This is a genomic window from Rhodococcus sp. IEGM 1408, assembly GCF_033142235.1.
Taxonomy (GTDB): domain Bacteria; phylum Actinomycetota; class Actinomycetes; order Mycobacteriales; family Mycobacteriaceae; genus Dietzia.
On sequence record NZ_JAWLRW010000007.1, the window covers coordinates 102,306 to 114,892 of the forward strand.

Annotated in this window: 9 protein-coding genes and 1 pseudogene; 9 read left to right on the forward strand and 1 reads right to left on the reverse strand. The window is 69.0% G+C overall.

Annotation, left to right across the window (positions count from 1 at the left end):
- The 7 genes and pseudogenes from R4P08_RS12405 to R4P08_RS12435 form a co-directional block, all read left to right on the forward strand.
- Positions 1 to 900: pseudogene (locus R4P08_RS12405) on the forward strand (hypothetical protein); the annotation flags it as partial.
- A 264-nt stretch (positions 901 to 1,164) separates the two neighbouring features.
- Positions 1,165 to 5,766 carry a glutamate synthase large subunit gene (gltB, locus tag R4P08_RS12410; RefSeq protein ID WP_317814202.1) on the forward strand — a complete coding sequence of 1,534 codons (4,602 nt, stop codon included), beginning with the start codon at positions 1,165 to 1,167 and terminating at the stop codon, positions 5,764 to 5,766.
- Positions 5,759 to 7,231 (forward strand): glutamate synthase subunit beta, encoded by a 1,473-nt coding sequence (locus R4P08_RS12415; protein WP_317814203.1) that lies wholly within the window; start codon positions 5,759 to 5,761, stop codon positions 7,229 to 7,231. Before gltB ends, R4P08_RS12415 begins: the two co-directional genes overlap by 8 nt.
- 258 nt (positions 7,232 to 7,489) lie before the next feature.
- Positions 7,490 to 7,843, forward strand: a complete 354-nt coding sequence (locus R4P08_RS12420; RefSeq protein ID WP_317814204.1) for a hypothetical protein — start codon at positions 7,490 to 7,492, stop codon at positions 7,841 to 7,843.
- 25 nt (positions 7,844 to 7,868) lie between these two features.
- Positions 7,869 to 8,168: an RNA-binding S4 domain-containing protein gene (locus tag R4P08_RS12425; RefSeq protein WP_317814205.1), complete on the forward strand. Its 300-nt coding sequence runs from the start codon at positions 7,869 to 7,871 to the stop codon at positions 8,166 to 8,168.
- A complete protein-coding gene (locus R4P08_RS12430) occupies positions 8,168 to 8,722 on the forward strand; it encodes a hypothetical protein (protein WP_317814206.1) in 555 nt (184 codons plus the stop codon). Before R4P08_RS12425 ends, R4P08_RS12430 begins: the two co-directional genes overlap by 1 nt.
- Positions 8,723 to 8,796: 74 nt before the next feature.
- Positions 8,797 to 9,207: a hypothetical protein gene (locus R4P08_RS12435; protein WP_317814207.1), complete on the forward strand. Its 411-nt coding sequence runs from the start codon at positions 8,797 to 8,799 to the stop codon at positions 9,205 to 9,207.
- 73 nt (positions 9,208 to 9,280) lie between these two features.
- Here R4P08_RS12435 and rraA read toward each other — a convergent pair whose 3' ends face one another.
- Complete coding sequence (gene rraA / locus R4P08_RS12440) at positions 9,281 to 9,763, reverse strand: ribonuclease E activity regulator RraA (protein ID WP_317814208.1); 483 nt, start codon at positions 9,761 to 9,763, stop codon at positions 9,281 to 9,283.
- Between the two features lie 135 nt (positions 9,764 to 9,898).
- Between rraA and R4P08_RS12445 the strand changes: the two genes are divergently transcribed.
- Both R4P08_RS12445 and R4P08_RS12450 read left to right on the forward strand, forming a co-directional pair.
- Entirely contained in the window at positions 9,899 to 11,065 is a 1,167-nt protein-coding gene (locus tag R4P08_RS12445; RefSeq protein ID WP_317814209.1) for an amidohydrolase family protein, read from the forward strand.
- Positions 11,062 to 12,582 carry a phospholipase D-like domain-containing protein gene (locus tag R4P08_RS12450; RefSeq protein WP_317814210.1) on the forward strand — a complete coding sequence of 507 codons (1,521 nt, stop codon included), beginning with the start codon at positions 11,062 to 11,064 and terminating at the stop codon, positions 12,580 to 12,582. Before R4P08_RS12445 ends, R4P08_RS12450 begins: the two co-directional genes overlap by 4 nt.
- The last annotated feature ends 5 nt before the right edge of the window (positions 12,583 to 12,587 follow it).

The following is a 12,587-nucleotide window of genomic DNA, read 5'->3' on the forward strand; positions in this document are numbered from 1 at the left end:
GAGGGTTCCACGGAAATGGGTTCACTCGGCGGGTCGCTCGCCCTGCTCATGGCCGGTTCGTCCGGTTCGGGTGAGGGTTCGGCTGAGGGTGAGTCGTTGGACCAGCTGTCGTCGGGTTCCGGTGAGGGCTCGGGTGAGGGCTCGGGTGAGGGTTCTCTGGAGGCGGGTTCGCTCCAGGCCGGTTCGGAGGCGGGTTCGGCCGAGGGTGAGTCGTTGGACCAGCTGTCGTCGGGTTCGGGTGAAGGTTCCGGCGAGGGCTCGGGCGAGGGTTCGCTCGAGGCGGGTTCGCTCCAGACCGGTTCGGAGGCCGGGTCGGCTGAGGGTGAGTCGTTGGACCAGCTGTCCTCGGGTTCCGGTGAGGGCTCGGGTGAGGGTTCCACGGAAATGGGTTCACTCGGCGGGTCGCTCGCCCTGCTCATGGCCGGTTCGTCCGGTTCAGGTGAGGGCTCGGCTGAGGGTGAGTCGTTGGACCAGCTGTCGTCGGGTTCCGGTGAGGGCTCGGGTGAAGGTTCCGGCGAGGGCTCGGGTGAGGGTTCGCTCGAGGCGGGTTCGCTCCAGACCGGTTCGGAGGCCGGTTCCGCAGGCGCCGGTTCGCTCATCCCGGTGATCCTCGTCGGTGGGTCCCTCGCTGGGCTCGCCATCGCGGCGCCGCAGATTCCCCAGTCGGTGGCCGCCCTGGGTACCGGTATGCAGGCCCTTCCGGCGGCTCCCGCGCCCGTTGCCGAGGCGCCCACGGCACCCGGACCGACCGCACCCAACGGCCGCGGTGGCGAGCCGGGCGCCGAGGGCGGGGCGGCTGTCGGCGTGAACGCTGTGGTGGTGACGACGGGTTCGCTCGGCGACTACGCAGTGGAGCTGCCGGCAGGCATCACACTGCCTCCGTTGCCGTTCATCCGATGAGCTGACATCGGGGTCACGGCCCCGCTCCGGGTGGACCACTCGGAGCGGGGCCGTTCCCCATTTGGCGGCCAAATGCGTGAGCGCTGAGAGAAATCTCACAAGGTGGACCCTGGATCCCACGTCGATGGACACAGTTTGACGAAACCGAATTGTGCGACTACCCCCTTTTCCCCATAGTATTTCGGAGCCAGGGCACCTCGGTTCTCTGAGTACGGGTGCTCCAGCCACCACGGAGTCTTCCCGTCGACCAGTGAAGGCGAACAGATGATGACGACTCCCGGCCCAAAGGGCCTGTACCGCCCGGAATACGAACACGATTCCTGCGGTGTCGCGTTCGTCGTCGACATGTACGGGCGGCAATCCCGGGACATCGTCGAGAAGGCGATCGCCGCTCTGGTGAACCTCGAGCACCGTGGTGCCGTAGGGGCAGAGCACAACACCGGTGACGGAACGGGCTTGTTGATCCAGGTACCGGATCGGTTCCTCCGCGAAGTGATGCGTGAGGAGCAGAACGTAGAACTACCTGAGGCCGGTGCATACGCGACCGGCCTTTGTTTTCTCCCCCAGTCGCGCATGCTGGCCATGGACGCCAAGCGCATGGCGGAGAGGATCGCCGCAGAGCAGGGTGTGAGCGTGATCGCGTGGCGCGAGGTCCCGGTCGACGACTCGACTGTCGGTGCGATCTCCCGTGACGCCCAGCCCACCATCCACCAGATCTTCGTCAAGGCCGCCGGCGCCGACGGCACCCTGCTCACCGAGCTCGCACTGGAGCGCAAGTGCTTCGTGATGCGCAAGCGGTGCGAGCACGAACTCGGTTCCAAGGGGGCCGGCAAGGGCGACCTCGGCTCCGAGACCGTGTACTTCCCGTCCCTCAGCCCCCGGACCTTCGTCTACAAGGGCATGCTCACCGAGAAGCAGCTCCCCGAGTTCTACCTGGACCTGCAGGACGAGCGCGTCGAGTCCGCCCTGGGCATCGTCCACTCCCGCTTCTCCACCAACACCTTCCCCGCGTGGCCGCTCGCGCACCCGTTCCGCTACGTCGCACACAACGGCGAGATCAACACCGCCCGCGGCAACGAGAACTGGATGCGGGCCCGCGAGTCCCTCATGTCCAGCGAGCACATCGCAGACCTGTCCGCGGCCCTGCCCATCTGTACGCCGGGTGGCTCCGACACCGCGCGCTTCGACGAGGCGCTCGAGCTGCTCACCCTCGCCGGCCGGACGCTGCCGCACGCCGTGATGATGATGGTGCCGGAAGCGTGGGAGCGCCACGAGTCCATGGACCCCGCCAAGCGGGCGTTCTACGAGTACCACGCCTCGATGATGGAGGCGTGGGACGGCCCAGCATCCATCACGTTCACCGACGGCACCGTGATCGGGGCGGTCCTCGACCGCAACGGCCTGCGGCCCTCGCGCATCTGGGTGACCGACGACGGCCTCGTAGTGATGGCCTCCGAGGTCGGCGTCCTCGACATCCCGCAGGACAAGGTCGTCACCAAGACCCGACTGCAGCCGGGCCGGATGTTCCTGGTCGACACCGCCCAGGGGCGGATCATCGACGACCAGGAGATCAAGACGCAGCTCGCAGCCGAGCACCCGTACCAGCAGTGGCTCGACGACGGCATGGTCCGGCTCGAGGACCTGCCGCCGGTCGAGCAGCCCTACATGGCCCACGAGCGCGTGGTGCTGCGCCAGCGGGTCTTCGGCTACACCGAGGAGGAGCTCCGCATCCTCGTCTCCCCGATGGCCGGGAGCGGCGCCGAGGCGATCGGGTCGATGGGCACCGACACCCCGCTTCCCGTGTTGTCCCAGCGGGCCCGCATGCTGTTCGACTACTTCGCCCAGCGCTTCGCCCAGGTGACCAACCCGCCGCTGGACGCCATCCGCGAGGAGCTCGTCACCAGCTACGGCGTGACCCTCGGCCCCGAGGGTGACCTGATCAACCCGGGCCCCGACTCGTGTAAGCAGATCAAGCTCGACAACCCGATCCTCGGCAACTCCGAGTTGGCCACCCTGATGGCGGCGGGCGAGTCCCGCCCCGGTCTGCGGTCGGTCACCGTCCGCGGCCTGTACAACGTGGCCCATGGCGGTCGCGGTCTGCGCATCGCGCTCGAGCGGATCCGCCGCGAGATCTCCCACGCCATCGAGGACGGCGCCACGATCATCGTGCTGTCGGACCGCGAGTCGGATGAGCGGAACGCGCCGATCCCGACGCTGCTGCTGACCTCCGCCGTGCACCACCACCTGGTCCGGGAGAAGACGCGCACCCGCGTCAGCCTGGTGGTGGAATCCGGTGACGCCCGCGAGGTGCACCACATGGCGGTGCTCTTCGGCTACGGCGCCAACGCGATCAACCCGTACATGGCGTTCGAGTCGATCGACGAGCTGGTCAAGGGCGGCCATCTGACGGGTATCGACACGCGCGAGGCCTGCGCCAAGTACCGGAAGGCGGCCGCCAAGGGCGTGCTCAAGGTGATGTCCAAGATGGGCATTTCCACGCTCGCCTCGTACACCGGAGCCCAGCTGTTCGACGTCACCGGTCTGTCGCAGGAACTGTGCGACGAGTACTTCACCGGCTCCGTCAGCCCCATCGACGGGATCGGGCTGGACGAGATCGCCGAGGACGTCGCGCTGCGGCACCGCTTCGCGTTCCTGCCCCGCCCCGAGGAGGCCGCGCACCGCGAGCTCGAGATCGGCGGCGAGTACCAGTGGCGCCGTGAGGGTGAATACCACCTGTTCAATCCGGACACGGTGTTCAAGCTCCAGCACTCCACGCGGTCCGGTCGATACGAGATCTTCAAGGAGTACACGAAGCTCGTCGACGACCAGTCGGAGCGCCTGGCCACGCTGCGCGGTCTGTTCGAGCTGAAGAGCGACCGCCCGCCGGTGCCGATCGACGAGGTCGAGCCGGTCTCGGAGATCGTCAAGAGGTTCTCGACCGGCGCGATGAGCTACGGCTCGATCTCGGCCGAGGCCCACGAGACCCTCGCCATCGCCATGAACCGCCTGCACGCCCGGTCCAACTCGGGAGAGGGCGGCGAGTCCGTCGACCGCTTCGACCCGGACCCCAACGGCGACTGGCGCCGCTCGGCCGTCAAGCAGGTCGCCTCGGGTCGGTTCGGCGTGACCAGCCACTACCTGGCCAATTGCACCGACATCCAGATCAAGATGGCCCAGGGTGCCAAGCCGGGAGAGGGCGGACAGCTCCCTCCAGGCAAGGTCTACCCGTGGGTGGCCGAGGTACGCGGGTCCACGCCGGGCGTCGGACTCATCTCGCCGCCGCCGCACCACGACATCTACTCGATCGAGGACCTGGCGCAGCTCATCTATGACCTGAAGAACGCCAACCCCGCGGCGCGGATCCACGTCAAGCTCGTGGCCGAGCAGGGTGTCGGCACCGTCGCGACGGGCGTGTCCAAGACACACGCCGACGTGGTCCTGATCTCGGGCCACGACGGTGGCACCGGCGCCTCACCGCTGACGTCGCTCAAGCACGCCGGCGGTCCCTGGGAGCTCGGCGTGGCCGAGACCCAGCAGACTCTGCTGGTCAACGGTCTGCGTGACCGGATCGTGGTGCAGGTCGACGGTCAGCTCAAGACCGGTCGTGACGTGATCGTCGCCGCCCTGCTCGGCGGCGAGGAGTTCGGCTTCGCCACCGCCCCGCTGGTCGTGGCCGGCTGCATCATGATGCGGGTCTGTCACCTCGACACCTGCCCGGTGGGCGTCGCGACCCAGAACCCCGTCCTGCGGGAGCGGTTCAACGGCAAGGCCGAGTACGTGGTGAACTTCATGGAGTTCATCGCGGAGGAGGTCCGCGAGTACCTCGCCGAACTGGGCTTCCGCACGCTCGACGAGGTGATCGGCCACACCGAGCTTCTGGACAAGTCGCGGGCGTTCGCGCACAACAAGCGCGCGGCCAAGCTCGACCTGTCGCCGATCTTCGCTCAGGCCGAGTCGCCCTTCATGCACCAGGACCTGCGGTGCACCAAGGAGCAGGACCACAAGCTGGTGGGGATCCTGGACGAGACGCTGATCGAGGACTGCCGTTCCGTGTTGGCCGACCCCACCTCGGAGCCGGTGACCGGCAGCTACCCGATCTGCAACGTCAACCGCTCGGTGGGCACGATGCTCAGTTACCGCATCTCGAAGGCCTACGGTGCCGCGGGGCTGCCCGCCGGGTCGATCGACCTCAGCTTCACCGGCTCGGCCGGCAACTCGCTCGGCGCGTTCCTCGCCAGCGGGGTGACCCTGCGGGTGTTCGGTGACGCCAACGACTACGTGGGCAAGGGCTTGTCCGGGGGCCGGGTCGTGGTCCGGCCCTCCGAGGACGCGGCGCCCGACTTCGTGGCCGAGGACAACATCATCGCCGGCAACGTGATCTGTTACGGCGCCACCAGCGGCGAGCTCTTCCTCCGCGGGATGGTCGGCGAACGTTTCTGCGTCCGCAACTCGGGCGTCACGGCGGTCGTCGAGGGCGTGGGCGACCACGCGTGCGAGTACATGACCGGAGGCCGGGTCGTGGTGCTCGGATCGACCGGCCGCAACGTTGCCGCCGGCATGTCGGGGGGTGTCGCGTACTTCTACGACCCCCACGGCCAGCTGCAGAGCAATCTCAACGACGAGCTCGTCGAGATCGAGGTGCTGGAAGCGGACGATGTGGAGTTCCTCCGCGGAATCGTGGAGCGGCACGTCGAGGAGACCGACTCGGCACGGGCCCGGGAGATCCTCTCCGGTTGGGCCCAGAACGTGAATCACTTCGCCAAGGTCATGCCGCGCGACTACAAGCGCGTCTTGCTGGCCATCGAGCAGGCGGAGAAGGACGGACGCAACGTGGACGAAGCGATCATGGAGGCCGCAAATGGCTGACCCGAAGGGCTTTCTCAAGCACACCGAGCGGGAGTTGCCGAAGCGGCGGCCGGTGGACCTCCGAATCATGGACTGGAAGGAGGTCTACGAGTCGACAGTCCTCCCCGAGGACGCGCTGAAGACCCAGGCCTCCCGGTGCATGGGGTGCGGAGTCCCGTTCTGTCACCAGGGTTGTCCACTGGGCAACATCATCCCCGAGTGGAACGACCTGGTGCACCGCGGCGAGTGGTCGACGGCCGTGGACCGGCTGCACGCGACCAACAACTTCCCCGAGTTCACCGGTCGACTCTGCCCTGCACCCTGCGAGGGGTCGTGCGTCCTGGGGATCAACCAGGAGCCGGTCACGATCAAGCAGATCGAGGTCGAGATCGCCGAGGCCGCCTGGGCGGACGGCGGTATGGACCCGGTGATCCCGTCGTTCCGGACGGGCCAGAAGGTCGCCGTCGTGGGCTCCGGCCCGGCCGGGCTCGCGACCGCGCAGCAGCTCACCCGCGCGGGGCACTCGGTGACGGTCTTCGAGCGGGACGACCGCATCGGCGGTCTCATGCGCTACGGCATCCCCGAGTTCAAGATGGAGAAGTCGGTCATCGATCGTCGGCTCGCCCAGATGGAGGCGGAGGGCACGGTCTTCCGTCCCGGCGTCAACGTGGGCAAGGACATCGCCGCCTCGAGCCTCCGCGCCGAGTTCGACGCGATCGTCCTGTGCGGCGGTGCGACCCTGCGGCGAGACCTGCCGGTGCCGGGCCGCGAGCTCGACGGCATCTTCCAGGCCATGGACTACCTGCCGCTGGCCAACAAGGCCGCGGTCGGCGACCCGGTGGTGGACACCGACGGACTTCCCGCGATCAACGCGCGGGACAAGGACGTGATCATCATCGGTGGTGGCGATACCGGGGCGGACTGTCTCGGCACCGCCACCCGCCAGGGCGCGAAGTCCATCAAGAGCTTCGAGATCATGCCCCGACCGCCGGCGACCCGCGCCGCGTCGACCCCGTGGCCGGTGTATCCGCTGATGTTCCGCACGGCGTCAGCACATGAGGAGAACGGCGAACGGGTCTACAGCGTCTCGACCGCCGAGTTCCTGGGTGAGGGTGGCCACGTCACCGCGCTCAAGGGCTCCGAGGTCAAGATGGTCGACGGTCGGTTCGAGAACGTCCCCGGCACCGACTTCGAGTACCCGGCCGACCTGGTGCTGCTGGCCATGGGCTTCACGGGCGCGCAGAAGACCGGCTTGTGCTCGGATCTCGGGGTGGAGTTCACCGACCGCGGCAATGTCGACAGGGACGGGACCTTCGCGACCAACGTCGACGGTGTCTTTGTTGCCGGCGACATGGGCCGCGGACAGTCGCTCATCGTGTGGGCGATCGCCGAGGGCCGCGCGGCGGCCGCCGCCGTCGACCGCTTCCTCATGGGGGAGACCGCGCTGCCGGCGCCGGTCCGACCGACGGACGTCGCCCAGCGCTGACAACCCCGCCCACCGCGCTCCACTCACCCCGACCACTCTGCGGTCGGGGTGAGTGCGTTGGGCGATTCTTATAGCCCTCTCCGTGAGAGGGGAGCTCGGCGACGACGGCGAACTGTCGTCGCTCCGCCCCCCGGGTCCTGCAGCAGGGTCGCGGCGCCGAGTCGGATGGCAGGGCACCGTAGCGCCAGACCTTAGGAGAACCTAAGATCAAGGGCGTTACGACATCAGGCCGCCCGGCCGCCGTCACGGAAGGCATTCATGGTCCGCCGCCGCCCTTTCACCGTGATCGGCGCGCTCTGCCTGTCGGTCGCGTTGATCGGCGGGCCCGCGGTGTCGGTACAGGCGGTCGCTCCCGGTGCCGGAGTGGAGGTGAGCGACCTGCCCGTTCTCAGCGAGCTGCCGCCGCTGCCCGCCGAGGGGGACTCTCCGCATGAGGGGGACGTCGTGGGCGACGATTCGGCGGCCTTCGGGATGTCCGGCGTCCAGACCGTGGCGTTGGCGCTGGCAGCCGTGGCACTCGTGGCCGGCGGGTTGGGCCTGGCGTGGGTCACGCTCCGTGGGCGGGGAGCGGCAGCGGACGAGCGGCCCCGGCCAGCTGACACCGCCGTGTGATGGTGCTGTCGATAAGCTCGGCGGTATGAGCCGCCACATTGCAGGACGAGGACGCGCCGACCGGTCCGCACCGCCTCCGGCCGGACCGCCCCCAGAAGACGTCGAATGCGAACTGAGCAAGAAGCTGACGCTAGGTCAGTTCCTCAAGTTGGCCTCGTTGCTGGATTCCGGGGCGGACGCCAAGGAGGCTGTCGCGGCGGGTGCGGTGAGCGTCAACGGTGAGGTGGACGTCCGTCGCGGTCGTGGGCTGGTCCACGGCGACGTGGTCGCGTTTGCTGATCGTTCGGCCCGCGTGGTCGGCCGGGCAGGACAGGGGGAGCTCTGATGGACCAGTCGATGTCCAGCGCGGTTCCGGCGCCGGTGGTACTGCACGACGACGACCCGGGTGCCCGCCGCTACGCCGAGTGGCTGGCCGGGGAGTTCGATGCCCGGACGTCCCACCACGACTCCGTGGATCCCGGCGAACTCGTCGTCGCCGGCACGGTCGTCCTGATGACGGGCATGCGTCCGGGGGGCGGGTTGGGCGGCTCGGGGTTCATCAAGGACAACTGGGAGGCGCTCGTGGAGGCCGGTCGCCGTGTCGCTGTGGTCATGGTGGGTCCCACGCCTGTCACCGACGACGCCCGGATCGACCTCATGTCGAGTGAGTTCACCGCAGACCAGCTCCGGGATCTCAAGCTCTTCCAGCTGCGCGGCGTCGTTACCCCCGATCAGCTGGGATTCCGGCAGCGGCTGGGGATCAAGACCGCACTGGCTGCACTACGCCGGAAGTCTGATCTCACCCCGGACGAGGAGTCGATGCTCGAGCTCGGCGGTCTGGACCTCACCGACCGCGCGTCGCTCGGCCCACTTCTGCGCTGGATCCGCCGCGAAGCCTGAGCCCAGGGATCTGACGCGGGATACCCTGAGGCGACGTCACGTCGACCGACGCTGCGCCGATCCGGAGGACACCCATGCGCCCGACCGCCCTCATGTCGACCCTCGCTGCCGCTCTAGCGGCAGGATCGATCCTCGCCGGTGCCGGGACGGCGGCGGCGCAGGAAGTCCCGGTGCCCACCCCGACGGACCTGGAGGTCGACGCCGGGTGCGTGGACATCGAGACCTTCGGCGGCGTCATCCGGTGCATGAACCTCGACCCGGCCCTCGCGGGGCAACTGGGCTCCCTCGGCTACGGCTCGCTGGGCACGGGCTCGCTGCTCGACCTCCTGACCGGGGTCATCAACACCGGCTCCACCACGCTCTCGCTGGACGTACCCAACTCGACCGGGTCGTACGCTCCCGGGTCGCTCGGCAGCTACGGGCCCGAGGCGTCGATCGGGGAGCTGTCCGTGGGTTCCCTCGGCAGCCTCGCCGGGGCCTCCTGACCCGCTGACCGCGCGGCGGCCACGAGGTCGCGCCGCCTCCCCATGCGAGCGCATGGCAGCAGCGTGCGGGCGGTCAGCGGACCACGATCCCGTCGGAGTCCGCGTACAGCATGTCGCCGGGCACGAAGTCGACCCCGCCGAAGCTCACGGTGACGTCCCGCTCCCCGTCGCCCGTCTTGCTGGACTTGCGGGGGTTCGTGCCCAGGGCCTTGCACCCGAAGTCCATCCGCCCGATCACCGCCGAGTCCCGGATCGCGCCGTGCACCACGACGCCGGCCCAGCCGTGGGAGCGCCCGAGCTCGGCGATGAGATCTCCCACCAGCGCGGTGTGCACGCTGGCGTCGCCGTCGATCACCAGGACACGACCCTCACCCGGTTCACCCAGGACGCTCTTGAGGAGGGCGTTGTCCTGAAAGCAGCGGACCGTCGAGACCGGACCGTGGAACTCTGTACGACCTCCGAGGTCTCGGAACTGGGTGTCGCAGCTCCGGACGCCCTCACCGATCTCGTCGACGAGGTCGGCGGTGGGGATGAATCCGGTGGATGTGTCAGTCATGGTGAGCCCTCCTGGCGCAGTCGTCTGTCACCCCCACGCTATCCGGCCACCTGCCCTCGGAGGGGCGCGGCCGTGGGGGACAATGGCGGGAAGAGGGGTGTTCCGCAGCCCCCCGAGACACAGGAGGACCGATACGTGGCCAAGTACGAGCTCCTGATCCACGCCCGCCGCGCCGTGGTCGACGGACGTATCCAGCAGGCGGCTGTGACGGTCGACGGCGGGGTGATCTCGTCGGTGCGCACCGGCTCCGAGGCGCGGGACATCGGCCTGGCCGGCTACCACACGATCGATCTCGGGGACGACGCCGTCCTGATGCCCGGGCTGGTCGATCCACACGTCAGCACCGAGGACGTCGCCGTCGGAACCCGCTCGGCGGCCCTCGGTGGCATCACCACGGTCGTGGACTACGGAACGGACGGCGCTCCCGTCGCCACTGAACCCGACCACGTGGACCGGTGGCGCGACGAGGTGACCGGCGAAGCCGCCGTCGACGTGGGTCTGTGGGGTGCGGCGGTCCCCGGCAACTTGGAACGGCTCGGTCCGCTGTTGGCCCGCGGGGTGTTCGGGATCTCGGCGGTGGCCGCGGGCAAGGGGGTCCGCGGGGCGCCGACCCTGGACCGTGGCCAACTGGTGGCGGCGGCCGAGGAGGTGGCCGGCCGCGGCGGACTGTTCGCCGCGGACGCAGGGGTCGACGACCTGCCCCAGTTGCTGGACGTCTTCCGGCGGACCGGCGGCCGACTGCACCTGCGTGGCGTCGCAGATGCGGCTGAGCTGCCCCTGCTGCGCCGGGCCAAGGCGGAGGGGCTCCCCGTCACCGCCTCCACCAGCCCGCACCTCCTCGCGCTGGTCTCGGAGGTCACCAGCGGGGGCGCGGCGGTGAACTTCCTCGATCCCCCGATCCGGGACGCCGCCACCCGCGAACTCCTCTGGGAGGCGTTGCGGGACGGGACGATCGATGCGGTCGCGTGCGCCCGTCTCGGGCTGTCGGTGGTGTGGACGGAGGGGCGTCGCCGTGGTTTCGACCTCGCCGACGTGGCCCGGTGGATGGGCGAACGGACGGCTGCGGTCGTGGGGCTCGAGGACCGGGGGGTGATCCGTCCCGGTCTCCGGGCCGACTTCGCGGCGGTGGCCGACGACGAGGCCTTCGTGGTCCTCCCCGGGGTGCGCGAACTGGGTTCGGCCGACTCGGTGTACGCGCAACGGGCCCTCGCGGGAGTGGTGCGCTGGACCATGACGGGCGGACGGTTGGTCGATCCCCGTGCCCTGCCCCTGGGTTCCGTCCTGTCCAGATCGGTCACATGAACCCCGCGGTGGACCGCCTGGCCTTCCTCCCGTTCCCGGACGGTGTGACCTCGGCGCTGCTGATCACCGAATACGCGATCAAGATCCTCGCGCTGGGGATGGTCCCCGAGAACAGGCAGCCTGCGGCCTCGCAGGCGTGGCTCCTGGTGATCCTGTTCATCCCCATCGTCGGGGTGCCGCTGTTCCTCCTGCTGGGCAACCCGTACATCACCGGCCGACGGCATGTCATCCAAGCGGAGGCCAACCGGCTGTATGAGGAGGCGCTGGAGAAGTGGCCCACGGTCCCGGACGGGGTGCAGGTCGGGCCCGGGGTCCGGACCATCCTCGAGATGAACCGGAACCTCACCGCGATCCCGTGCATGTCCGGTGAGTTCGTGGCGCTGCACTCGGACTGCGCCGGGTCGTTGGCCGCGATGACGGCGGCCGTGCGCTCCGCCCACCACCACGTGCACATCGAGTTCTACGCCCAGTCCTGGGACGACGAGACCAGCGAGTTCTTCACTGCCGCGATCGAGGCCGCCGAGCGGGGGGTGACGGTCCGGGTGCTCGTCGACCACCTCGGTTCCCTGCGCTACCGGGGCTTCAAGAGGCTCCGCCGGCGATTCCGACACACCCCGGTGGAGATCCACCTCATGCTCCCGGTCAACCCGTTTGCCGGTAGGTTCCGCCGCCCCGACCTCCGCAATCACCGCAAGATGCTCATCGTCGACGGCGACCACGGGTTCATCGGCTCGCAGAACCTCATCGAGCGGCACTACGGTAGCCCCCGCAACACCCGGCTCGGCCGCGAGTGGGTGGATCTCATGATGGAGGTCCGCGGGGAGATCGTGAAGGAGATGGACGGGGTGTTCGCCGTGGACTGGTACTCCGAGTCCAGTGAGGTCATCGGCACCCTCGAGCAGCTCACCCGCGGGGTTCCGCTCGCCGCCGGCCGCGCGGGCGGCGACCCCACCGCGGGGGACCCGGTCAGCGCATTCCAGCTCGTCCCGTCGGGGCCCGGCTACCGCACGCAGCCGAACCTGCGCATGTTCACCCAGCTCATCGGACAGGCGGAGCACAGGGTCAGGATCGTCAGCCCGTACTTCATCCCCGACGAGTCGCTCCTCCACACGATCACCTCAGCGGCCTACCGGGGCGTCGACGTGGAGTTGTTCGTGCCCGAGCACGCCGACCAGTTCATGGTCCACCACGCCCAACGGTCGTACTTCCGCGCGCTCCTCGAGGCCGGGGTGAGGATCCACCGGTTCCGATCGCCCGCCGTGCTGCACACCAAGATGCTGCTCATCGACAGCTACGGCGGTGTGGTGGGCTCCAGCAACATGGATCTGCGCTCGTTCAACCTCAACTTCGAGATTAGCCTGCTGGTCCTCGGCGGGGAGGCGGTGGCAGGACTGAACGAGGTGGTGGACAGCTACCTCCGTGAGACCACGCCACTCGACCTGGACACCTGGCAGGGCCGACCGTGGCCGGGACGGTACGTGGACAACGTGGCACGGCTCACCTCAGCGCTGCAGTAGTACAG